The sequence below is a fragment of the Proteus mirabilis ATCC 29906 genome, assembly GCF_000160755.1.
Lineage (GTDB): Bacteria > Pseudomonadota > Gammaproteobacteria > Enterobacterales > Enterobacteriaceae > Proteus > Proteus mirabilis.
Window position 1 is genome coordinate 672777 of sequence record NZ_GG668576.1, and the last position, 24329, is coordinate 697105.

The following is a 24329-nucleotide window of genomic DNA, read 5'->3' on the forward strand; positions in this document are numbered from 1 at the left end:
ATTTCATTATGGAAATAAACACGAACAGAAAAAATACAATCTTTGTTTATTATTTATCTATAACTAAATTAACTCTTAAAATAATTAAACTTTTTATATTGTTTTATAAATCAATAACTATTTTTACTTGTAGTTGCATTTTAATATAGTTAAAAATCAACTTAATACATTGTAATAAAAGGATTTATCTATCGTTAGAACTTTTATTAGTCGTTTTGGTTATTTTCTTTTTTACCCGTAACAATAATTGGTGTAATATTGCCAACCGTCAATTTTATTTTCTTATTGTTTTAATAAGATATCTGATTCTAATTTTTATTCCTTATTTGGAATTTATTTTTTATTTTCTGCTGTTGAAAAGATTACGCATATTATTTTTTAGGGAGAGGGGTTATGCCTAGCTACTCAATTATGATAGTGGATGATCACCCTATCATGAGATATGGATTACGGCTATTGTTAGAGCAAGACAAGGAATTTATTGTAGTAAGCGAAAGTGGCAATGCTCAAGAAGCAATCACCACAGCAAAACAGTTAAATCCTGATCTTATTATGATGGATTTACACCTTCAAGGACGCTCTGGTATTGATATTATTCGTTCTCTGCGTCGCTGTGGTTTAACATCTTATGTATTGGTTTTATCAATTTCAGATTCTCGCAATGATGTGTATGCTGCATTAGATGCTGGTGCTAACGGTTATTTATTGAAAGAGTGTGAACTTGATATGTTGCTACTCAGTTTACGTAAAGCGGTGGTTGGGCGCCCCGTTTACAGTGAAAAAGTTTGGCAATATATCCAATTAAGACAAAACTATTCTGATCCGCTATCTGCGTTAACAAAAAGAGAACTTGATGTCCTTCAAGAAGTGGCGGTGGGAATGAAAAATAAACAGATTGCCGAAAATCTGTTTATCTCAGAAGAAACCGTCAAAGTACATATTCGTAATATCTTAAAGAAACTACAAGTGACATCACGTTTAGCGGCGAGCCTTATCTTAATTAAGCATCAGCACTAAACGAATTTACCCCGACATTAAGTCGGGGTAATTAAGTTCTTAAGGAAGCCATTTTCTCACTTTAGAAAATCACTCAATAGGGACAGGATAACTTAATACTTTGAAGTGATTATCGGGTAACTTTTCAATTTTTAACTGATAAAGCTCTCGATTGATACCGTTAATCACTATATCCAGTTCACTAAATGCTGACTGTACATCACTATTTCTAGCCCAAGCAGGAATATCTTTGACTCCATAATAAAAATAGATAGTACTTTTATCTGAATCGATAGGTTGTATCTCTTTTATTTGGCTAATAAAAAGGTGTCCATAACAAAAATCTTGATATGGTTGCCAAGCTTTTCGTCCCTTCTCGCTTAGAGAGAACACCCACTCGTCACCATCGACAGTTTGTTCAATTAAACCAGCATCCATTAATGCATTCATTCGCTCTAAAACCCATGGAGCATCATTTTCATTACTGTAAACGGGCCATTTCCCTTCGCCTAAACACAATAAATAATCACTGTTAAAAAATGCCTGTAGGGCTGTTTTATACTCATCAACCTTTTTGCTGTCTTCATCTTCATTAGCCCAGCTAAAAGTAGAGAGTAAAAGCAATATAAGACTCAGTGAAATACTTTTCATATTTTCTTTTACCAACGGAAATCTTTATTTCTATTACTCTACGTTACACAATTCGTTACACTTAGGTGACAGGTTAATATCCAATATATTTTATAATGTAAATAGGATTTTTCACTACAACAAAACCTGCTACTTTGGATCTGTATAACACTTATACGTATTGATACCAATATTACGTATTGTCATATAAGGAAAATATCATGTCTACTACTAACCTGACATACACGATGTACGGCATAAAAAATTGCGATACAATCAAAAAAGCACGTAAATGGCTAGATGATAATCATATTCCTTATGTTTTTCATGATTACCGTAAAGACGGTTTGAAGGAAGCATTATTACTCACCTTTACAGAAAATTTAGATTGGCAGACATTGGTGAACAAAAGAGGAACAACTTGGCGTCAATTATCTGATGAAGAAAAAAATGCTATCACTGATGTGAATGCAGCCATTGCACTTATGCTTGATAAACCTGCCATTATTAAACGTCCAATTTTAGTCTCTTCTGATAATCGTTTTATGGTAGGTTTTAATGCTAATGATTACCTGACTTTTACAGGAGCCTAATTTTTATGTCCTGCCCTGTTATTGAACTCGCACAACAACTTATTTCTCGACCTTCCGTAAGCCCAGATGACCAAGGTTGTCAGCAACTGATCATCGAAAGATTAGCACCTTTGGGCTTTACCATTGAAAAAATGCCTTTTGGTCAGACCGAAAATCTTTGGGCATGTCGTGGTGGTGAGGGAGAAACCCTCGCATTTGCAGGACATACCGATGTTGTGCCTCCTGGCGCTAATGCATTATGGGATAATCCACCTTTTGAGCCGTCTATTCGTGATGGAATGTTATATGGCCGAGGTGCCGCCGATATGAAAGGCTCTCTTGCAGCCATGGTTGTCGCGGCTGAACGATTTGTGCATGCTTATCCGCAACATCGTGGACGTCTTGCTTTTTTAATTACCTCCGATGAAGAAGCCGATGCTCATGATGGTACCGTTAAAGTGGTCGAGTCATTAATATCTCGAGGAGAGCGACTTGATTATTGCTTAGTGGGTGAACCATCGAGTCAACATCAACTCGGCGATATGATAAAAAATGGCCGACGGGGTTCAATAACAGCAAATGTCACTATTTATGGTACGCAGGGCCACGTTGCTTACCCTCACCTTGCACAAAACCCTATTCATATGGCGTCACCTTTTATTCACGAGTTAGTGAATACAGTATGGGATAATGGCAATGAGTATTTTCCCGCCACTACCATGCAAATTGCCAATATTAATAGTGGAACTGGCAGTAATAATGTGATCCCAGGTGAGTTATTTATACAGTTTAACTTTCGTTTTAGCACCGCTATTACAGATGAAGAAATTCGTCAACGTACTGAAGCATTACTACAAAAATATCAGTTGCGTTATCACATTTCTTGGTCTTTATCTGGGCAACCTTTTATCACTGGTGAAGGAAAATTACTGGATGCGGTACGTTATTCAGTAAAACACTACACCAATATAGAGCCAACGCTTTCAACTAGCGGAGGCACCTCCGATGGACGATTTATCGCCCAAATGGGTGCACAAGTTGTTGAATTAGGGCCTATTAATGCCACCATTCATAAAGTAAATGAGTGTGTCAGTGCTGCTGATTTACAACAACTTAGTCGCATCTATCAGCGGATCATGGAGCAGATTATTTTATGATAACCCCTTTAATGTTAACGGGTCGTTCTACGGATCATTTAGTGACTTTATCAGAGCGACATCATTTACAGTTTAATGCGACAAAAGCCTTTTTAGCGTTACAACAACAAGCGGCCAAAGCGGGATTTAAATTAATGCCTGCCAGTTCATTTAGAAGTTTTGAACGTCAGTTAGCGATATGGAATGGCAAATTTGAAGGCACTCGCCCTGTATTAGATGCTGAAAGTCAACCTATTGATATTCAGACATTATCAGAAGGCCAACGCTGCGAGGCGATTTTAAAATGGTCTGCATTACCCGGAGCAAGTCGCCATCATTGGGGCACAGAAATTGATTTTTACGATCCTTTCCGTTTACCTAATGGGCAATCATTGCAATTAGAACCTTGGGAGTATGAACAAGGGGGCTATTTTGCACAACTTAATAACTGGCTGACTGAAAATATGTCAGCTTACGATTTTTATCGCCCTTTTACCGATAAAGAGAGTTATATTGCCTATGAGCCTTGGCATATCAGTTATTTGCCTCTCTCTTATGAAGCTTCGCAGGCCTATACTATCGATATCCTTCGCGCTGTTTTAGAAGAAGAGCCGATTTTAGGTAAACAATGGCTATTAGATAACTTAGAAACGGTTTATCAACGCTATATTGTGCTACCAGAATAATTAGATTTTATTTATCTTAGGAGACATCTTGTTTCTCTATTACAGGAAGTCTCCACATAAATATCAACAGACAGGCTAAAATTATCAGCAATAAAATTCTCACCCACCACATTGAGACCAACCACAGCGAGATAGCAAAAGTCACTAAAATGACTAAAATAGCTTTCGGCTTAGCCCCCTTAGGCATGGCGCGATAAGTTTGCCAATAGCGCAAATAACCACCAAACCAAGAGCGATATAGCAACCAGTGATGAAAGCGTGTTGATGAGCGAGAAAAACACCATGCAGCTAATAACAAAAATGGTGTTGTGGGTAACACAGGTAAAACAACACCTAATGTGGCTAATCCAACAGATAACCACCCTGCTATAATCAATAATATCCGTTTCATGTTATGCTTTCCAAATTATGCTTGGTCGCTCTAGGGTAAAGAGTAAATAAAAAAGCTCCTCATTCTCAATAACAATTTTAAAACATAAGGCGGGTTTATGCACTGGATCACTGACTATTGGTGGGTTATTTTAATTCTTTTAGTTGGAATAATTATTAATGCCATAAAAGATATGAATAAAATAGATCCAAAACAGTTTCTAAAAAATAAACGGAAACTGCCTCCCCATCGCGATTTTAATGATAAATGGGATGATGAGGACGATTGGCCCAACAAAAATGACCAGAAGAAGTAGTCGTTAACCAATGTTGGTAAGCCTGTGCTAATTGCTCATCTTTTTCTATCATCAGTTGTTGGCATTGCCGACGTAGTGTCGTGACAAGGGCTTTCTTGCCCGATAACGAAAATTGTTTTACACAGGCCTCTACAGGTTGCTTATCAATAAAAAATGCCACTAATAACGGGTAGCGTGATCTCTCATCTTGCAGAAAATAACCAACACTTTGATATACCGTTAATACAGAGCGATGGGCAAAAGCAAAACCTGCCATCATCAGCCAGTGATCTGCTTCACTGGCGTTAGGCAATGCAGTAGCAAGAGAGATACCTGTTTGCTGAGTGATATAATCACTTTGTAATGCGAGTGCTTGTTGTGCAACTTGTAATAATTGCTGCCCCTGAGCACTGATTGGGTAAATAGCCATAGCAGTATAACAGCCACTGCTGGCTTCTTTATGAACGCCTAATCTCACCAGATAAAAACCACATTGTTGCCAAAAATTGGCTAATGCGTCGGTATAGCCAAAACTGACAGAAAGGTAATCAATATTCTGTTTCTGGCACTGCTTAGCAATATCCGCAACTAATTTTGCAGCGACTTTTTGACGTCGATATGCTGGCAATACCGCAATTCGGCTGATGCGTAATGAAGTTAAACACATTGCCTCAATGGATAAGCCGTAAGTGACTAACGATTGGGCAACAAGATTACCTCTTGGTCGACGTATACCTCGCCAAACATCTTGTGCTAAGGCTTTCGCTAGTCCCCCTTCTTCAATACACCACACCGCCCCAACAAGATGCCGATGAATAAATGCAGACCAATAGTGCTGTTTTTGTCCATCGAATAAACGTCGAAGATCTAAAGGCGTGGTTCGATAATGAGCACTAGTTAAAAGTTGATAAAAATTGGCTCGTTGTTCACTATCGAAATGCTGGCATGAGGTGATCACCACCTCGCCAGATTGGTTAGCATGATGAAAAGAAGGCTCATCAAGTAACAACAGTTGATTAAGCCAATTTTCGAGTGGATCGTCCTGCGCCCAGCGAATAGGTACGGTAAGTTGATAATTTTGTAACTTTGGAATGCTATCACCCAGTTTTAAAATAAAACCGCGCCCTGTTCCTTCATAGCCTTGTACCGTGGTGGTCATTAACACTCGAGGGAAGTGCTGACAAAGAGCTATCAGTTGAGCAATGGGTATAGTCGCAGCTTCATCAATAATTAACCAATCTCGACACAAATGCTCTGTATCACAAAGAGCTAACAAATTATCCGGTGAGTAGAACTCGATGGTTTTATGTGTATGAGATAATAGCACTTCAATACTGTTTCTCGCAGGGGCACAAACCGTCACTGAGCCAGGCCACTGCTCTATCAACATTCCCGCTAAAGCTGATTTTCCTCTGCCTCGTGGTGCCGTGATACTCCATACGCCAGATTTTACCTGTAAAAGATGCGCTAATAACTGTTGCTGTTGTATGGTTGGCATCCCTTGAGGCAACGCCCACTGTTGGCCTGTATTTTTTATTTTAGGTAGAACAAGGGGCTGCGATGCTTGCCAAATAATGGCCTGTTTATCTGCTAGTGTAATTTTTGCTAACCAAGCCATAAAATGGGGAGTAGATATAACCCCTTGCGCATCATTCCAGCGCTGACTATCGTTATCAATATAATGTTGCCACTGAACAATATCGGGTAAACATAAGATAAGCCAACTTCCTGCTTTCAACGTTCCCGTTAGCATCGCTAGTGCATCAGCATTAAAAGCATGGTTAGCGTCAAATACAGCGTGAAGATATTCACGGCCTAATAGTTGATGAGCATGTTCTGGTTTTATCGCCTCAGACATCTCTGAAGAGAGTATTAGCCAATCGCCTTTACACTGCTGTTGGATAGCTCGAAGTTGTTCCCTTTGCCATGTATAGCTCCCCGCTAAAAGGAGTAATCGCCGCTGGCCTAGTCGAGCGAAGGCTTGTTGATAGCGCAATAAATCTAAAGATGGCACTACTATGACTTACCTATCAATAACGAAAGGATCCCCGCAGCAATCAGTGGACCTACTGGAACCCCTCTAAATAGAGCGACACCAATAACAGTTCCTACGAGTAAACCCGCTACCGTTGACGGTTGGTTATTCATAAGTGACACCCCCCGTGCCCCTAACCAAGAGACGATGATACCAATTGCAATCGCTAGTAATGATTTCCAATTTAAAAAAGAATTGAAAACTTCTTGTGCGGAAATGCGGCCTGTGGCAATCGGTGTCATAACACCTACGGTGAGGATCAAGATCCCAATGGTCATACCGTATTTTTCGACTAATGGAAAATATTGGTTTAACGGTGTGATTTTAATAACCAATAAAAAGATCATCGCTAAAGTGACAGTCATATTATGACTAATAATGCCAAGGCCTGCGAGTACCAGCAAAATTAGCAATGAGGGATCAACATTACTCATCTATTTTTATAATCCTTCTCTTTCTCTGAATCATTCTAATATCATTTAAGCGTGAGATGTTATTAGTTCAATGACGAAGAAGCAAATGTATCACAAGATTTAATATCGCCACTATTGTAGCCGCGCATAAACCATGTCTTACGTTGTTCTGCAGTGCCGTGAGTAAAGCTATCCGGTACAGCGTAACCCTGTTGTTGGCGTTGCAGCCTATCATCACCGATAGCTTGTGCGGTTTTAATGGCCGTCAGTAAGTCCGCTTCATCAACACGGCCTTCACCGGCAATAAAGCGCCCCCACATACCCGCAAAACAATCAGCTTGCAGTTCTAGTCTTACTGATAAGCGATTTGCTTCCACTTTTGAACGTGCCATTTGCTGTTTTTCACGCATTTGTGTGGTGATACCAAGTAGATGCTGAACATGATGTCCCACTTCATGAGAAATCACATAACCTTGAGCAAACTCTCCACCCCCACCAAGGCTGTTTTTCATTTCATTATAAAAAGAGAGATCGAGATAAATTTTTTGGTCTGCAGGACAATAAAAAGGCCCCATCATTTTAGTGCCGGTACCGCATTGCGTTGTGGTACTGTTGGTATATAGCACTAATTTAGGATCACGATATTGTTCGCCGGCTTTGGCAAACATCCCTTGCCAAAAATCTTCCGTACTGGCTAATACAACACTGCTAAAATCTGCCGCTTCATTATAAAGGGCAGATTGTTGTTGGCTATTTTGTGTTGGTTGTGATGTTTGCCCTGTAAGCGAATTAAAATCAAACCCCATAAAGCTTGCGATCACCAAAATAATAATGATCACAAAGCCATATTTTGTACGCAATAATAGTGCAATTAATCCTAATGGGAGATTACCACCACCGGATGCAGAAGAAGGCTGCCCTCTTCTATCTTCAACATTATTGCTTCTTCGGCGATCATTCCAACGCATAACCCTTCCCCATTATGTAATTCACTTAATTTTAATTGCTAGGTCATTTTGATGACAACTTATCTTAGATAATAACAAAAATTATCTCATCACTATTGCCTATTTTTTAAGAGCAAAATAATAGCACCCATTAGTCACTTTCAATTCATCTTAGTTAATTTTTCTTTATAGCATATTAAAAAGGTCAGTTTTTAAGCTGACCTTTTTCTTTTATGGATAATATTGCTGACGTAATCGATTGCGCAGTTAGTCTAAAGAAACACCAATTCGACGTGCAACTTCTTCATAGGCTTCAATTAATCCACCTAAACTTTGACGGAAGCGATCTTTATCCATTTTATCTAAGGTGTTTTTATCCCATAAACGGCTACCATCTGGTGAGAATTCATCCCCCAGTACAACTTTACCGTTAAAGAGGCCAAACTCTAATTTAAAGTCAACGAGGATCAGACCGGCTTTATCAAACAGTTCACTGAGGACATCGTTTGCTTTATAACTAAGACGTTTCATTTCTGCGAGGTTTTCTTTTGATACCCAACCAAAAGTTTCACAGTAAGATTCATTAACCATCGGATCATGACGGGCATCGTCTTTTAAGAAAAGATCAAAAATAGGTGGGTTTAAGACAGTACCTTCTTCAATACCTAAACGTTTAACCAGTGATCCAGCCGCTCGGTTACGAATAACACATTCAACAGGCACCATATCGAGTTTTTTTACTAGCACTTCATTATCAGAGAGCAAACGTTCCATCTGCGTTGGGATACCCGCTTCTTCCAATTTGTTCATAATGAAATAATTGAACTTATTGTTCACCATTCCTTTACGATCAAACTGTTCAATACGTTGGCCATCTAACGCTGATGTATCGTTTCTGAATTCAAGAATAAGATAATCAGAAGACTCAGTGGTATAAACTGTTTTCGCTTTACCACGATACAACTCAGCTTTTTTTTGCATCTGACACACTCCAAAGATGTGATAGGTTTAACAAGAAACTTGCTTTCCATACTCTACTCTAGATTGGATAAAAAAGCTTTTAAAACGTGGTGGGGATCACTAAAAAATATCACTGTCGACTATTTTTTAGCGGCTCTAATCAATAAGAGAAATAAGTGAATTGAGTGATAAAAAGGCCGTACATTTCCTGTACGGCCTGATATTTAATAGATAAAAAGAGCTTTTATTTTATTGGCTTACTAAAGGCCGCTTTCATTGCAGCAACCATCTGATCATTTTCAGACTGTGTAAGAGGTTTACCTTTATCACTGATAAATTGCAAACTACTGCGGTTATTTAAGTCACCGACTTGTAGTTTGTAATCGCCTTCATTAATTGTTGGTTTATCAACCCCTAACGTGCTCCAACTTGCACTACTTAAGCCTTTATAAGTCACTTCAATTGAACCTTTCGAACGAGTACGATCGCCCATTTTCATTCCCACGCTTTCTAGCGCGATAGGTAATCTATCCCATACAACATCAAATGGTGCTCGAACAATAATGACAGGCAGTCCGGCATTATCACTTCCCGTTTGTACGTCGATAATACCTTGCAAATTACTCGTTGCGCTATTTTCACTTAAGTTACGCATGCGGTTTAAACCGTCAACCACTTCATTTAATAGTAAGGTGTTATAACGCTTCACTTCCATTGGATCGGAAATCTCGTTTTCACCTTGGCGTAACCCAGTATTCGTAATCGTTAATATCACAACATTACCTGACTGGCTTATCGCTAAATTATGGCGACTTTGGAAAGGCACATTTTCATCAGCACGAGTCCAAGTGATCCAATCAGTGACAATCTGTTTTTGTCCTGCATCACTTTTAGCCAGTGCCACACCTTTATCCGCTAAAACAGCAGAAACTTGCTCGTATAAGGTGGTATTTTCGGGCGTGTTGGGTAATAACAGTCGGCTATTATCCGCATTATTCTCACTACGTGAGCCACTTAATAAGTTTAAAGCCTGTGTTGGTGGGCGAATATCTAATGCTAAACCCACAGGCTCACTCTTTTTAGGCGTAGGAATATCATATTCCCCATTTTGCAAAGGCAACACCATACCCGCTGGGACAACTAAATTTTTTAGCGCTGCTGACTCTAAATACGACTCGTCACCACTGACTTGACGTTTATAGCGCTGATCACTGGAACAGGCTGCCAATAAAACCACCAGCGACAGACCCGCGACTTTCATAATCTTTGATTTATGCAATAGTGTTGCCATTAAAATTCCCTAAGTTTTACAGTATTCCCGCTGTTAACAGCGCTTTCTCTACGATATCCTGACCCGCTGATGTTAATGGAGTCATCGGTAAGCGCAATGTGGCGTCTTCAATCAATCCAATACGTTGACACGCCCATTTAGCTGGGATTGGGTTAGGTTCAACAAATAACTGATGATGTAAGTCCATCAGGCGTCGATTAAGTTCACGTGCTTTTGCAAACTCACCCGCTTTTGCCAATCGACATAATTCTACCATTTCTAACGCAGCAACGTTAGCAGTAACCGAAATAACACCATGACCGCCAAGTTGCATAAAGTCTAATGAGGATGCGTCATCTCCACTTAATAAGATAAAACTATCATCATTAACTAACTGTTGGATTTGACTAACACGACTTAAGTTCCCTGTCGCCTCTTTAATTGCCACAATATTATCCAACTGAGCTAAACGTGCAACTGTTACTGGCAATAAATCACATCCTGTACGGCCGGGTACATTATACAAGATTTGGGGTAAAGCCGTGCTTTCAGAAATCGCTTTAAAATGTTGGTAAAGCCCTTCTTGGGAAGGTTTATTATAGTATGGAGTAACCGTTAAGCACCCTGCAATACCTTTATTTTCAAACTGTTGTGTAAACCAAATAGCTTCAGAAGTTGCATTAGCCCCCGTGCCTGCAATCACAGGAATACGACCATCAGCCATATCCAGAGTCATTAATACGACATCAACATGCTCATCATGGCTTAATGTTGCCGATTCTCCCGTTGTTCCCACAGAGACAATAGCATCTGTACCTGCTTTAACATGATAATCGACCAACTTGCGTAAACTAACTCGGTCAACATTGCCTTTCGCATCCATAGGGGTGACTAATGCCACCATACTGCCTGTAAAATCAAAATTGTTACTTACCATAATTCATTGCTCCGAGATAGACTTATACACAATGGTACTCATTCATTGCTCTATTGAAAACTACTTAACTCTAGGTTTCTAATGAAATTTGCTAATATTCTTTGATTTGAATTAAAGAGAGATAATAATGAAAGATAGTGCGCTTCTGATCTTGGCAGAAATCAAATTTTGTGTTTACCTGTTAGGAATAAACTGAAAGTCAAAAGGAAGCCTATTTTGCCTATACCTGATAAACATTTTCTCGTACTCACTGCATTAGGGACTGACCGTCCTGGTATCGTTGATACCATTACGCAATTAGTTAGCCAATGCGGATGTAATATCGAAGACAGCCGGCTTGCGATGTTCGGTCAAGAATTTACGTTTATCATGCTACTTTCTGGTGGTTGGAATGCGATTGCCCAACTTGAAGCATTACTGCCGATAAAAAGTGCAGAACTTGATTTATTGACTGTGATGAAAAGAACCAAAATGGGTGCGCCAGTCTCTTACCCATCAACCATTACTGCAAAAGTAGATATAGAAGATGCCCCCGGCATTGTCGAACGTTTTACCAATTTATTTAGTCAACATCACTTTAATCTTGCAGAATTAGTTTCTAAAACTCATCCTTCTGAGGATGGTACTCCTGCACGTTTAGAAATTCAGATCACGGCCCATAATCCGTTAGATGATCATGGTCTCGTTATTCATGAGAAATTCAATCAATTATGTACAGAGTTAAACGCTCAAGGCACAATAAGTATCGTAAATAGTCTGATGATGAAACAATAAAAGAATGGAGAATTAGGTAATGAACCCATTAAAAGCCGGTGATAAGGCACCTCAATTCAGTCTGCCTGATCAAGATGGAGAAATTATTAATCTGTCTGATTTTGCTGGCCAACGTGTGCTCGTTTATTTTTATCCAAAAGCGATGACACCAGGCTGTACAACGCAAGCTTGTGGCTTACGTGATGAGATGGATACACTAAAAAAAGCCAACGTCGAGGTATTGGGAATTAGTACTGATAAGTCAGAAAAACTTTCCCGTTTTGCCGAAAAAGAGATGTTAAACTTCACCTTACTTTCTGATGAAGATCATAAAGTTGCAGAGCAATTTGGCATTTGGGGTGAAAAACAATTTATGGGGAAAACTTACGATGGCATTCATCGTACGACGTTCCTAATTGACAAAAACGGTGTGATTGAACATGTGTTTGATAATTTTAAAACCAGCAATCACCACCAAGTGGTTATCGATTATTTAGCTGCACACCCATAGTTTATGATCACAGCTTAGTGCTGATAAATAAAACAGACAGCCATTAACTATCGCTGTCTGTTTTTTATTATCAATAAATTGATGATAAATCGCGTCTATATTACTTTTTCTTTTCTAATGTTTCTAAAGGCGGCTCATTGGCAATTTCATCAGGCAGCGCATGTAATACTGCTTTGATTAACGTCGCTAAAGGAATGGCGAAAAACACCCCCCAAAAACCCCACATACCACCAAATATAATCACAGATAAGATAATGACTAAGGGGTGCATATTGACAGCTTCAGAGAACAATATCGGTACTAATAAGTTGCTATCTAAACCTTGAACCACTAAGTAAGCGATAAATAGCGCCCAAAAATCAGAGCCTAATCCCCATTGAGAAAGCGCAATTACAATGACTGGAATAGTCGCGAGTACCGCCCCCACATAAGGCACTAAAACCGAAACGCCAACTAAAACCGCTAATAAGACTGAATAACGCAAATCAAAAAAAGCAAAGACAAAATAGGTAAATACACCAACAATCACCATTTCGGTAACCTTACCACGAATATAGTTGGTGATTTGCTGATTAACCTCAATCCACACTTGTGCTGCAAGAATTCTATTTTTGGGTAATACCCGACGGACAGCATTGAGCATTTGTTGCTTATCTTTTAATAAAAAGAACGTCATTAATGGCACAAGGATCAGATAAATAGAGAGCGTGATAACGCCGATTAAAGAGGCTAAAGAGACTTTTAACACTGACTCTGCCACCGTTGAAAATTTACTGCGCAAGTTTTCCGCCATCATATCCACGATGCCAACATCCATTAATGCGGGGAATCGCTCAGGTAATTCTCGAGCAAATGCATTGAATTTATTGATCATATTAGGGATATCTGAAATTAGCGTCATGGCTTGTTGCCATACCGTTGGCGCTAAAATCAAAATAACAATGGCACTAATACCTATAAATAGTGTCAGAACGATTGATACGGCCCAAATTCGTGCACATCCTAGCTTCTCAAGTAAGTGTGTTGGCCATTCCAGCAAATAAGCTAATACAATGGCGACTAATAATGGTGCAAGTATGCCACTGAAAAAGTAGATAATTGAAAAACCGGCAATTAGGATCACCACCAGCGCGATAACTTGGGGATCAGCAAATCGACGTTTATACCATTGAACAAGCAAGTCCAGCATGAAAATAGAGGTCCTTTATAATAATAAGTCAAATATATCTATATGTATTGATTTACATAATCAATAATCTTTTGACGGATTTTACGTTAGCTTTTGCTATGATACATCATTAATTATAAATTTTTCGTTAAGATAGCTATCAGGATGTTGTTGTATGAAACTCAGACTTAAAAAACCACTGGTCGCGCTTCTTGTTTCTACTTTGCTATCAACATCAGTGTTGCCTGCTCACGCTGCGATTGATATTGAAGATACCCTGCCCGATATGGGAACGACAGCAGGCTCAACATTGAGTATCAATCAAGAAATCGCTATGGGTGATTACTATACTCGCCAATTAAGAAATAGTGCACCATTAGTTTTTGACCCTCTACTTTCTAATTACATCAATAATTTAGGTCAAAGATTAGTCTCTAATGCCAGTTCGGTAAAAACCCCCTTTCACTTTTATTTAGTGAATAACCCCAATATTAATGCCTTTGCTTATTTTGGTGGCAATATCGTATTGCACTCAGCACTATTTAGATACAGTCGCAATGAAAGTGAATTAGCTTCTGTTATCGCCCACGAAATTTCTCACGTTACCCAGCGTCATCTTGCAAGAATGTTAGAAGATCAGTCTAAAACCACGCCACTGGCTATGGCTGGAATATTAGGCTCTATTTTAATATTTATGGCTAACCCCAATGCCGGTTTAGCCACCTTTACGGGAAGTATGGCTGGGATGCAACAAAACATGATCACCTTCACGCAAATGAACGAACAAGAAGCTGATCGGATAGGAATACAAACTCTTTATCGTGCAGGATTTGATCCACAAGGTATGCCTAATTTTATGCAGATCTTAGCAGACCAAGTGCGCTATAGTTCTAAGCCGCCTGAAATGCTATTAACGCACCCCTTACCTGACAGCCGTTTATCTGATGCACGTAGCCGTGCAGCGCAATATGCTCCGCGCAAAGTGCCACAATCGGCTAATTTTCTCTATGCTAAAATGCGGGTATTGACCATGCTAGAGAAAAACCCCACATCAAGTAACGCCTTGCAAACCACGCTGGATCAGTTTAGGCAAGGAACGGAATTAGAAAAATCAGCCGCCAATTATGCACAAGCCTTACTCTATTCTCGTGATCGTAAATTTAATGACGCGAGAAAAATACTCGCCCCTATGCTGGCAAAAGAGCCAAATAATATCTGGCTTATTGATGCCATTACCGATATTGACGTAGAGCAAAACCGTGCTGCAGAAGCGATAACACGTTTACAACAAGCGCTTAAGCAATCACCTAACAACAAAGTACTGACGGTTAATTTAGCTAATGCTTATATGCAAAATAAGCAATATAACGAAGCTAATCGATTATTATATCGCTATACCTTTGACAATCCTGACGATCCTATTGGTTGGCAGTTGGTGGCGGAAAATGCGGCAAAACAAGGTAATCGAGCCCAAGAGCTTGCAGCTTACGCTGAAGATTTGGCATTACGAGGAGATTTTGAAACTGCCATTCGTTATCTTGGTGATGCGAGTCGTCAAGTAAAATTAGGCAGTAATGAGCAAGCTCGTTTTGATGCACGTATTGATCAATTGCGTAAACTTCAACATAAAGACAGTCAATTTAAATAAGGGATAATATGACCAACAAAGTAACGATTTATCATAATCCGCGCTGTTCTAAAAGCCGTGAAACCTTACATTTATTAGAAGAGATGCATATCACCCCTGACGTTATTCATTATTTAGATACGCCGCCTTCTGTCGATGAGTTAAAAGCATTACTCAAAGCGCTAGATTTTGACGATGCAAGAAAATTAATGCGCACCAAAGAAGAAATTTATAAAACCCTAAAGCTTGCTGATGAGAGCTCACAAGAAGCATTAATTCAGGCCATGCATAATCACCCTAAATTAATTGAACGTCCTATTGTGGTCGTTGGCAATAAAGCGCGTTTAGGTCGTCCACCTGAGCAAGTTACCGCCCTTTTTAAGTAGGCTAAATTGGCAATTGCCGACATTGACGGTATGGCGCATCACTAAAACGTAATCTGAGTGATTTCAGAGCATTGAGACGAGAAACCTTACGGCTGTTTTCAAAGATCGGTGGTGCGCCCTAATAACTCATTATCTGCAGTGCGCTCAAAATGACAGAAAACCAACACGTTATACCTATTAACTTACTTCACTCCTCTTCATATCAATAACACAATTCTCTACTGCTTTATTACCACATCACAACGGTGTTACCGCCATCTGTATATTCTAAAGGTCACTAATGTTAATTTTATGTTACAAGCACTAAGGAAACACGATAGTTATTTCCATTAGTAGAATAAGGTAGTTTATTGCTTGCTTTCAAAATATTTCATCTTAATTTCATTTTTTTTATAGTGAATATTTTACCAAGATCAAAAATATCTATCACGATCACATTATCCTGTTACAAATAACAGCCAACAGAAAAAATTTATGAAACGTTTCATTTGTATTGTGACAAAAGTCTCTTTACACGAGTGAATTCCTACTTATTATGGTCTTCAGAAAATATGATGGCAGATTTGATTTGCGATACACTTCGAACCATTTTTATTTTCGTTATCATCCAATTCAGAAATTAATATTAGAGATACAATTTAAACAATACTGCAACATAGCAAAATACGTTAATTCGCCACTTCTTTTACACATGCCTACTCGCTATCTCACTAGAGATAGTGCGTTATATTTTTTTTAAAGTGTATAGATATCGGCAAACTAACTGAAAATATAGCCAACATATGGGCGACTAAAACTAATCAATCATCAAAATACTAGATGATTGCCAGGCTAATAGGAAATTTAATGAACATCGTACATAGACTCAAACTTGTTTCATTCCTCCAATTTTTTATTTGGGGCTCTTGGCTTGTTACGTTTGCTTCATATCTATTTGATAAATTACATTTTAAAGGTACTGACGTTGGGCTAATTTTTAGTGCTTTAGGATTAGCATCACTGATCGCACCGGTGATCATGGGATTTATTGCGGACAAGATAAATAACCGTAAGCTGGTCTTTATTACCCTGCATATTTTATCCGCGTTTGCTTTAGTGCTGATGTCCCAAATGACCACAGTGACTACCCTCTTCTTTGCGACACTTCTGCATTTATTGTTCTTTATGCCAAGCATTTCTATGGCAAACAGTATTATTTTTGAGTTACTAGAGCAAAAACACCTAGAGCCAAATGACTATTTCCCCAAAATCCGTGTTTATGGCACCGTGGGTTTTATTGCTGCAATGTGGGTTATTAGCTTCTTAGGTTTCGGTAATAGCTACGATCAACTGTTTGTTGCTGCAATAGCCTCTATTATCTTAGCGGTATTTGCGATGTTTTTACCGGCGACAAAAGCGACAGATAAAACAGAAGCAAAAGAAGAAGTGGCCGCTTTTAGCTTATCGAATACCTTACAAGTGTTTAAAAAGAAAAATGTGGTTATTTTCCTTTTCTTTGCCACATTGTTAGGTTCAGTATTGCAAATTACCAATACATTTGGGGTTCCATTCTTACAAGATATGGCCAAAGCACCTAATGCTGATGACTCTTTCTTGGCTCATTATCCTTCTGTTTTCTTATCCATTTCTCAAATTTCTGAAGTGGTCTTTATTCTATTTTTACCCCTGTTATTAAAACGAGTGAGAATAGAAACTATCGTATTATTTAGTATGATTGCATGGATCTTACGTTTTGGTTTCTTCGCTTACGGTGACTATTCATCATTAGGCCAAATCGTTCTGTTGTTATCCATGATTGTCTATGGTTGTGCCTTCGATTTCTTTAATATCTCCGGCTCGCTATTCCTAGAAAAAGAGATCCCATTACAATATCGCTCTACCGCACAAGGTATGTTTATGACCTTAGTGAATGGTTTTGGTACTTATTTAGGTGCGATGCTAAGTGGCTGGGTTATTGATTTGTATACCACAGATGGTGTTATTGATTGGCAGTCATTCTGGTTGATCTTTACGGGTTACACTGTAGCTATCACCGCACTTTATCTGATTTACTTAGTGGTTCCGCAGAAGAAAACAAAAGTTGTAGAAGCACATTAATTATTTCCCCCATTCTTTATTTGTTGCACTCACCGCTTATCTTTCGAGATAAGCGGTTTTTTATTACTGGTTGTCTATTTGCATAATGCGTTGTTTTAAATAGCTTGCGATTAAAGCTTAAGAATATCTTTTACGAAAGGAATGGTCAGCTTACGTTGAGCCACAATAGAGGCATGATCGAGTTCATCTAGCATTTCAAATAATGTGCGCATTTTTCTATCTAAGCGCTTTAATACAAAACGACCCACATCTTCGGGTAATTCAAATCCACGCAGTTTCGCTCTTAATTGTAGTGCTTGAATTTTTTCTTCATCGCTTAGCGGTTGTAAGCGATAAATTTGCCCCCAATCTAGGCGAGAAGCGAGATCAGGAAGTTGTAAATCAATTTGACGGGGAGGTCTATCCCCTGTGATTAATAGACAGGTGCGACCAAGTTCTAATACGCGATTATACAGATTAAACAGAGCAAGTTCCCACTCTTCATCACCCGCAATACATTGAACGTTATCGATACAAACTAATGAAAGATGCTCCATACCTTCAAGCACATCTGGTACGAAATAAGCCCGTTTATCAAGAGGAACATAACCAACTGCATCTCCGGCTAAAGAAAGCTCTGCACAAGCTGCATGCAACAAGTGGCTTTTTCCGCCCCCATCACGAGACCAGAAATAGATATAACTGCCATGTGATTGGTGAATAGCAGTTTGGATCGCTGCAACGAGTGATGCATTTTCCCCTGCGTAAAAGCTATCGAATGTCTCATCATCGGGCAGAGATAGTGGTAATGATAGCTGTGATGGCGTATTCAGAAGCACCTCACCTGAATAGTTTAATAAACGTCGTGATTCTAACACAAATTCTATCAATGACAGAATCAATATTAAAAAAGCAAGACGAGCTGCTTAAGATGACAGCAATAAATAGCGAAACTGTTTATTTTGACATCAATATAAGATCAGTTTAGCGATGCTATTTCACTATTTAAACGTTATCTTAGAGAGATCGTGACCTGAGGGTTGCTGGTAAATATCTAATTTAAAATACTTAGCACAAGCATTTATATACTCAAAAATTTCTGATTGCGTCTCTTCATATTCCACCCATGTGGTAGCACGAGTGAAACAATATAATTCAACGGGTAATCCCATTGGTGTGGGGGGCATTGTTCTTATCACCAAATACATATCCGGCCTCACATCACCACGCATTTTGATCCAATTTAACATATACTTTCTAAAAAGTTGTAGATTGGTCACCCCGTTGGTTTCTAACCAAGTATTAATATCGCCTATCTCTTCTTCTTTACCTTCTAACATCGCTTCAATGCTTTTTTTAAGTGGCGCAGTATTTTTTAGCTCCTGCACTAACTGTTCTGTAGCAAATGAAATAGAGGATTGATCAATATAGAAACTACGCTTGATACGACGGCCTCCTGAAGAGAACATCGGTTGCCAGTTAGTGTATTTTTCGGTTAAAAAGTCCTTTGTGGGTATACGAGAAATCGTGTTATCCCAATTACGTACTGTAATTGTGTGCAGTGCGATATCAATCACTTCACCACTAATATTACTGCTGGGTAATTCAATCCAATCATATAGTTTTAACACTTTACCATTTGAGATCAGAATATTAGCGACGAATGAGATAAGGGTATGTTGGAAAACAAACATCAATACCGCAGCGATCGCACCAAAGCTGGAAATAATAATCAGTGGGGATTGTTCAGTAAATAGCGCGATAATAAGAATAAAGGCGATGATCCACACCACTATCTTAGCAATTTCAATATAACCTTTAATCGAATTGTTACGGTGCCACGATTTTTTAGCATGCCTGATATTGAAAATATCTAACGCGTTATTAAGAAGAGAAGCAATATTGATGACGATAAAAGCACGACAAACCGTTTCAAAGATAATATTCATCTGTGCTGAAAACGAAGGCAATAACTGGTTTATATAGAGAACCAGAGTGACTGCAACAATAGAGGCACTTTTTTTCGCAATATCTTCTATCGTCTCTTCATCTGAGAGTTCGGTGAATAAAAACAATAGACGCTTGGCTATACGACGAAAGATCATCTTTGCCAGAAACCACACCACCAGCAACGTGATCACTAAAAACAGCGTGGTGAAAATCTGCTTAGATACGATAAAGTCGTATATATCAACAAGTTTTTCCATAACTAGCGTCGTCACCCTTTTAAAAGCTTTGTTACAACCTTAAAACAACTTTTAGCTCAATAATAGCTAAAAAGTATCGCTATCACTAAACCACTAACAATCTCATTGTCTCATTTATTTGCGTTAAATAAATATTATTATTAAGTTTATTTTCTTTTTCTAAGTTTTAAACGCTTTTTATAACAAAAGAGTTCTTGTTTATCTTATAAGAATAAAAAATAACCAATAAAAAAAGCAGTCTATGACTGCTTTTTAGTTCAATGACGAAATATTAGCGAAAAAAGCTCATCAATGATTACTTGGTGTTTGTATGTTCGTTAATTGACTCCAGAGTATCATCCACTAACTCAGTTTCTGGGCGAATAATACTCACCAACTTAAATACTAAACTTAAAACAATACCGACTATCGTTGCTAAGGCCATGCCTTTTAGTTCAGCTGCGCCAATTTGAATTGATGCACCACTTACACCGACAATTAAAATGATCGCTGTTAATATCAAGTTTTGTGGTTTGTTATAATCAACTTTCGAATCTAATAATACGCGAATACCGGACGCCCCTATTACACCATACAGTAATAAAGAGACACCGCCCATTACCGGTACGGGAACCGCTGCAATCGCGGCTGCCAATTTACCAACACAAGAAAGTAAGATGGCGATAATTGCTGCACCACCAATGACCCAAGTGCTATACACTTTAGTAATAGCCATAACACCGATATTTTCACCGTAAGTCGTGTTAGGTGTAGAGCCAAAAAATCCGGAGATAATGGTTGAAAAACCATTTGCAAACATAGAGCGATGTAAGCCTGGGTTTTTCATGAGATCACGTTGAACAATATTCGCGGTTACCACAAGGTGCCCTACGTGTTCGGCAATAACCACTAATGCCGCCGGCAAGATAATAAAAATAGCACTCCACTCAAAACGCGGCGAATAAAAAGTAGGCAGAGCAAACCAATTGGCTTCTTTAATCGGTGTCACATCAACAACGCCCATAAAGAAAGAGAGTGCGTAACCGGCTAACACGCCAATAAGAATAGGAATAATAGCCAAAAATCCCCTAAACATCACTGAGCCTAAAATAGTCACACCCAGTGTCACCATAGAGATTATCAATGTTTGACTATCAACGGGATTATCTGCGCTAGGTAATAATCCAGCCATATTAGCGGCGGTTCCGGCCAACTCAAGACCTATTACGGCAACGATTGCGCCCATTGCCGCAGGAGGAAACATCACATTAATCCATCCGCGTCCGGCGATTTTCACAATGCCAGCAACAAGGCAAAATAGCACCCCACAGACAATAAACCCGCCCAATGCTAATTCATAGCCTAAAGGAAGTAGCAATAACACCGGAGAGATAAAGGCGAAACTTGAACCTAAATAAGCAGGAATACGACCTTTACAGATAAAGAGATAAAGCAGAGTACCGATACCGTTAAACAATAATATGGTGGCCGGATTAACCTTAAACAAAATCGGCACAAGTACAGTAGCACCAAACATGGCAAACAGATGTTGAAAACTCAATGGGATTGTTTGTAATAATGGTGGGCGCTCTTCTACCCCGATTGCACGACGAGTCATGCTTACGACCTCTCTTTAAAATAGATATAAATGGAATTTAAATTTCAGCGATAAAACAAACCAATAAGTGATCCAAAAAAAAGCCGACTATCAAAGTCGGCTTAATCATTATTTTGTACCAAATATCTTATCACCCGCATCACCAAGGCCTGGGACAATGTACCCATGCTCATTAAGATGCTTATCAATCGATGCAGTATATAACTCAACATCAGGATGAGCTTCTTCTAATGCTTTGATCCCCTCAGGCGCAGCCACTAACACTAAAACTTTAATTGAAGTACAGCCTGAATTTTTTAATAAATCAATTGTGGCAATCATAGAGCCACCAGTTGCTAACATTGGGTCAACAACAAGTGCCATACGTTCTTCAATATGAGAGGCTAGTTTCTGGAAGTAAGGGACGGGCTTTAAGGTTTCTTCATCGCGGTAAACACCAACTACACTGATCCGGGCGCTAGGAATATTTTCTAATACTCCATCCATCATCCCAAGACCGGCACGGAGGATAGGTACAACAGTTAATTTTTTTTCCTTTAATCTGTTCTATCTCAACCGGGCCACACCAACCTTCAATTGTTACCGTCTCTGTTTCTAAATCGGCGGTAGCTTCATACGTCAGTAGACTGGAAACTTCTGAAGCTAATTCACGAAAGCGTTTAGTGCTTATATCATGATCTCGCATCAGCCCCAATTTATGTTGAATGAGTGGGTGTTTTACCTCAACGATCTTCATAATTTCTCCTAATGTACGACGCAGCCAGACAAAAAAATCGCGAGATTATACCGCTTTTTTAGTGACTTTCCATCGTTTTTCTATTGATATTGATCAATCGCACAGCTTTTAACCACACTAACATGAATAATTGTGATCTAAAAAGAAGATCCTCGCAAACGTTTGCTTTGCCTGTTAGAATAGCCACCGCACACATTTTTTCTTAACAGCAACTTGCCGTGAGGGCTAGACGTGACTAACAAATCCTCTCTCAGCTATAAAGATGCCGGTGTCGATATTGATGCAGGTAATGCTTTAGTCGATCGTATTAAAAGTGTAGTAAAAGAAACTCGCCGTCCTGAAGTTATGGGGGGTTTAGGTGGTTTTGGTGCATTATGCGCTATTCCCACTAAATACCGCGAACCTATTTTAGTGTCAGGCACTGACGGTGTCGGTACTAAACTTCGCCTTGCGATGGACTTAAATCGCCACGATGATATTGGTATCGATTTAGTCGCAATGTGTGTTAACGATTTAATCGTTCAAGGTGCTGAGCCTCTCTTCTTTCTTGACTACTATGCCACAGGCAAGTTAGATGTCGATACTGCCGCACGGGTTGTAACGGGTATCGCTGAAGGTTGTAAGCAATCCGGCTGTGCCTTAGTGGGTGGCGAAACAGCGGAAATGCCCGGCATGTATCATGGTAACGATTATGATATCGCCGGTTTTTGTGTTGGTGTCGTTGAAAAATCACAGATTATCGATGGTAGCAAAGTTAAAGCGGGTGATGCATTAATTGCTCTCGCTTCAAGTGGCCCTCATTCTAATGGCTATTCACTGATCAGAAAAATTCTTGAAGTCAGTGGTGCCTGTGCTGAAACTACCCCATTAGGTGATACATCACTGGCTGATAAACTCTTAGCGCCAACCCGTATTTATGTAAAATCACTCCTGTCATTAATTGAAAACGTTGATATTCACGCAGTGGCACATATTACTGGCGGTGGATTTTGGGAAAATATTCCGCGCGTGTTACCTGAAAATACGCAAGCTCGTATTAATAGCCAAAGTTGGCAGTGGCCTGAGGTCTTTAACTGGCTACAACAGGCAGGTAATGTCAGCACTCATGAAATGTATCGTACCTTTAACTGTGGTGTCGGCTTATTAATCGCCGTGAGCCAAGCTGATGTTGAAAAAACGCTATCACATCTTAATGCCTGTGGTGAAAAGGCATGGTTAATTGGTGATATTGCCCCGCAAGCAGCGGGTGAAGCACAAGTGATTATCAATTAGTAAAAGTACCCCCATGAAAAATATTGTGGTCCTGATCTCAGGAAATGGTAGCAACCTACAGGCGATTATTGACGCCTGTAGGGCGCATAAAATCGCTGGCCAAGTTGTGGCTGTTTTCAGCAATAAAGCACAAGCTTATGGGCTTGAACGAGCAAGGCAAGCGGATATCCCTGCTTACTTTATCGATCCGGCTGATTATCCTGATAGAGAAGCTTATGATAAAGCGTTAATCACTCAAATTGATGGCTATCAGCCTGATATTGTGGTTCTTGCTGGCTTTATGCGTATTTTATCGCCGTTATTTGTCAACCATTATCAGCATAAGCTATTAAATATTCATCCCTCTTTACTTCCCAAATATCCCGGTCTGCATACACATAAACAAGTTATTGAGAATAAAGATACTTTTCATGGTACTACCGTACACTTTGTCACGGAAGAATTAGACGGTGGCCCGATGATCATTCAAGCGCGTATTCCCGTCTCTCCTGATGATACCGAACAAAGTTTGCAAGCAAAAATACAAACACAAGAGTATCGCATTTATCCTCTCGCAATTAGTTGGTTAGCAGAAGAGAGATTAAAAATGATAGATAATCGGGCGCTACTTGATGGTAATGTTCTGTTTGACAATCTTGATTAACGGTTTCACTTAAGATAAAAAGTCACTTTGTGCTACACTGTAGCCCGCGGTGACTTTTATTGTGTCACCCTTTTCTCTTTTTATTCAATGCATTTTCACCGAGGTG

Annotated in this window: 24 protein-coding genes and 1 pseudogene; 12 read left to right on the forward strand and 13 right to left on the reverse strand. The window is 39.2% G+C overall.

All coding sequences use genetic code 11. The features are described 5' to 3' along the window. Positions 1-393 precede the first annotated feature (393 nt). Positions 394-1017 (forward strand): response regulator, encoded by a 624-nt coding sequence (locus HMPREF0693_RS03140; protein ID WP_004248273.1) that lies wholly within the window; start codon positions 394-396, stop codon positions 1015-1017. 69 nt (positions 1018-1086) lie between these two features. Here HMPREF0693_RS03140 and HMPREF0693_RS03145 read toward each other — a convergent pair whose 3' ends face one another. Continuing rightward, positions 1087-1647: a hypothetical protein gene (locus HMPREF0693_RS03145; RefSeq protein ID WP_004248274.1), complete on the reverse strand. Its 561-nt coding sequence runs from the start codon at positions 1645-1647 to the stop codon at positions 1087-1089. 200 nt (positions 1648-1847) lie between these two features. Between HMPREF0693_RS03145 and HMPREF0693_RS03150 the strand changes: the two genes are divergently transcribed. Genes HMPREF0693_RS03150 through HMPREF0693_RS03160 form a run of 3 tightly spaced genes read left to right on the forward strand, consistent with a single transcriptional unit; the run spans position 1848 to position 4020 of the window. Next, positions 1848-2219 carry an ArsC family reductase gene (locus HMPREF0693_RS03150; protein WP_004248275.1) on the forward strand — a complete coding sequence of 124 codons (372 nt, stop codon included), beginning with the start codon at positions 1848-1850 and terminating at the stop codon, positions 2217-2219. A gap of 5 nt (positions 2220-2224) precedes the next feature. After that, positions 2225-3355: a succinyl-diaminopimelate desuccinylase gene (gene dapE, locus HMPREF0693_RS03155; protein ID WP_004243404.1), complete on the forward strand. Its 1131-nt coding sequence runs from the start codon at positions 2225-2227 to the stop codon at positions 3353-3355. Continuing rightward, complete coding sequence (locus HMPREF0693_RS03160) at positions 3352-4020, forward strand: M15 family metallopeptidase (protein ID WP_004243405.1); 669 nt, start codon at positions 3352-3354, stop codon at positions 4018-4020. Before dapE ends, HMPREF0693_RS03160 begins: the two co-directional genes overlap by 4 nt. A gap of 16 nt (positions 4021-4036) precedes the next feature. Here the strand turns inward: HMPREF0693_RS03160 and HMPREF0693_RS03165 are convergent, their stop codons facing one another. Continuing rightward, positions 4037-4411: a DUF454 family protein gene (locus HMPREF0693_RS03165; protein WP_004243406.1), complete on the reverse strand. Its 375-nt coding sequence runs from the start codon at positions 4409-4411 to the stop codon at positions 4037-4039. A 97-nt stretch (positions 4412-4508) separates the two neighbouring features. Here HMPREF0693_RS03165 and HMPREF0693_RS03170 point away from each other — a divergent pair, with 97 nt between their 5' ends. Continuing rightward, the gene (locus HMPREF0693_RS03170) at positions 4509-4706 is read left to right on the forward strand and encodes a YpfN family protein (RefSeq protein WP_004243408.1); all 198 of its coding nucleotides are present in this window, start codon (positions 4509-4511) and stop codon (positions 4704-4706) included. On the opposite strand, the gene HMPREF0693_RS03175 is transcribed toward HMPREF0693_RS03170, so the two are convergent. From HMPREF0693_RS03175 to dapA, 6 genes are all read right to left on the reverse strand, one after another. Then, complete coding sequence (locus tag HMPREF0693_RS03175) at positions 4648-6699, reverse strand: tRNA(Met) cytidine acetyltransferase TmcA (RefSeq protein ID WP_004243410.1); 2052 nt, start codon at positions 6697-6699, stop codon at positions 4648-4650. The two genes, HMPREF0693_RS03170 and HMPREF0693_RS03175, sit on opposite strands and share 59 nt — an antisense overlap. Before the next feature lie 2 nt (positions 6700-6701). Continuing rightward, positions 6702-7154: a DUF441 domain-containing protein gene (locus tag HMPREF0693_RS03180; protein WP_004243411.1), complete on the reverse strand. Its 453-nt coding sequence runs from the start codon at positions 7152-7154 to the stop codon at positions 6702-6704. A gap of 62 nt (positions 7155-7216) precedes the next feature. Further along, the gene (ypfJ, locus tag HMPREF0693_RS03185; RefSeq protein WP_004243412.1) at positions 7217-8101 is read right to left on the reverse strand and encodes a KPN_02809 family neutral zinc metallopeptidase; all 885 of its coding nucleotides are present in this window, start codon (positions 8099-8101) and stop codon (positions 7217-7219) included. Positions 8102-8347: 246 nt separating this feature from the next. Beyond that, positions 8348-9061 (reverse strand): phosphoribosylaminoimidazolesuccinocarboxamide synthase, encoded by a 714-nt coding sequence (purC, locus tag HMPREF0693_RS03190; RefSeq protein WP_004243413.1) that lies wholly within the window; start codon positions 9059-9061, stop codon positions 8348-8350. 223 nt (positions 9062-9284) lie between these two features. Further along, on the reverse strand, positions 9285-10331 hold the full coding sequence (gene bamC, locus HMPREF0693_RS03195) for an outer membrane protein assembly factor BamC (RefSeq protein WP_004243414.1): 1047 nt from the start codon (positions 10329-10331) through the stop codon (positions 9285-9287). A gap of 16 nt (positions 10332-10347) precedes the next feature. Further along, positions 10348-11247 (reverse strand): 4-hydroxy-tetrahydrodipicolinate synthase, encoded by a 900-nt coding sequence (dapA, locus tag HMPREF0693_RS03200; RefSeq protein WP_004243415.1) that lies wholly within the window; start codon positions 11245-11247, stop codon positions 10348-10350. 216 nt (positions 11248-11463) lie between these two features. Between dapA and HMPREF0693_RS03205 the strand changes: the two genes are divergently transcribed. Together HMPREF0693_RS03205 and bcp are read left to right on the forward strand one after the other, a co-directional pair. Further along, positions 11464-12021 carry a glycine cleavage system transcriptional repressor gene (locus HMPREF0693_RS03205; protein ID WP_004248283.1) on the forward strand — a complete coding sequence of 186 codons (558 nt, stop codon included), beginning with the start codon at positions 11464-11466 and terminating at the stop codon, positions 12019-12021. Between the two features lie 19 nt (positions 12022-12040). Beyond that, complete coding sequence (gene bcp, locus HMPREF0693_RS03210) at positions 12041-12511, forward strand: thioredoxin-dependent thiol peroxidase (protein WP_004243417.1); 471 nt, start codon at positions 12041-12043, stop codon at positions 12509-12511. Positions 12512-12611: 100 nt separating this feature from the next. Here bcp and HMPREF0693_RS03215 read toward each other — a convergent pair whose 3' ends face one another. Next, entirely contained in the window at positions 12612-13700 is a 1089-nt protein-coding gene (locus HMPREF0693_RS03215; protein WP_004243419.1) for an AI-2E family transporter, read from the reverse strand. 154 nt (positions 13701-13854) lie between these two features. On the opposite strand from HMPREF0693_RS03215, the gene bepA reads away from it, so the two are divergent. From bepA to HMPREF0693_RS03230, 3 genes are all read left to right on the forward strand, one after another. Continuing rightward, the gene (gene bepA, locus HMPREF0693_RS03220; protein ID WP_004243422.1) at positions 13855-15327 is read left to right on the forward strand and encodes a beta-barrel assembly-enhancing protease; all 1473 of its coding nucleotides are present in this window, start codon (positions 13855-13857) and stop codon (positions 15325-15327) included. Between the two features lie 8 nt (positions 15328-15335). Continuing rightward, positions 15336-15692: an arsenate reductase (glutaredoxin) gene (gene arsC, locus HMPREF0693_RS03225; protein WP_004243423.1), complete on the forward strand. Its 357-nt coding sequence runs from the start codon at positions 15336-15338 to the stop codon at positions 15690-15692. An 846-nt stretch (positions 15693-16538) separates the two neighbouring features. Continuing rightward, positions 16539-17789: an MFS transporter gene (locus HMPREF0693_RS03230; protein ID WP_012368036.1), complete on the forward strand. Its 1251-nt coding sequence runs from the start codon at positions 16539-16541 to the stop codon at positions 17787-17789. 110 nt (positions 17790-17899) lie between these two features. Here the strand turns inward: HMPREF0693_RS03230 and hda are convergent, their stop codons facing one another. From hda to upp, 4 genes and pseudogenes are all read right to left on the reverse strand, one after another. Further along, positions 17900-18607, reverse strand: coding sequence for a DnaA inactivator Hda (gene hda / locus HMPREF0693_RS03235; protein ID WP_036896130.1), 708 nt, complete (start codon positions 18605-18607; stop codon positions 17900-17902). A gap of 162 nt (positions 18608-18769) precedes the next feature. Then, positions 18770-19975: a mechanosensitive ion channel family protein gene (locus HMPREF0693_RS03240; RefSeq protein WP_004243426.1), complete on the reverse strand. Its 1206-nt coding sequence runs from the start codon at positions 19973-19975 to the stop codon at positions 18770-18772. A gap of 295 nt (positions 19976-20270) precedes the next feature. Beyond that, positions 20271-21572, reverse strand: a complete 1302-nt coding sequence (gene uraA / locus HMPREF0693_RS03245) for a uracil permease (protein WP_004243429.1) — start codon at positions 21570-21572, stop codon at positions 20271-20273. A gap of 108 nt (positions 21573-21680) precedes the next feature. Then, a pseudogene (upp, locus tag HMPREF0693_RS03250) lies at positions 21681-22308 on the reverse strand (uracil phosphoribosyltransferase). 231 nt (positions 22309-22539) lie between these two features. On the opposite strand from upp, the gene purM reads away from it, so the two are divergent. Together purM and purN are read left to right on the forward strand one after the other, a co-directional pair. Beyond that, positions 22540-23580 carry a phosphoribosylformylglycinamidine cyclo-ligase gene (gene purM, locus HMPREF0693_RS03255; RefSeq protein WP_004243434.1) on the forward strand — a complete coding sequence of 347 codons (1041 nt, stop codon included), beginning with the start codon at positions 22540-22542 and terminating at the stop codon, positions 23578-23580. Between the two features lie 13 nt (positions 23581-23593). Continuing rightward, on the forward strand, positions 23594-24223 hold the full coding sequence (gene purN, locus HMPREF0693_RS03260; protein WP_004243435.1) for a phosphoribosylglycinamide formyltransferase: 630 nt from the start codon (positions 23594-23596) through the stop codon (positions 24221-24223). The last annotated feature ends 106 nt before the right edge of the window (positions 24224-24329 follow it).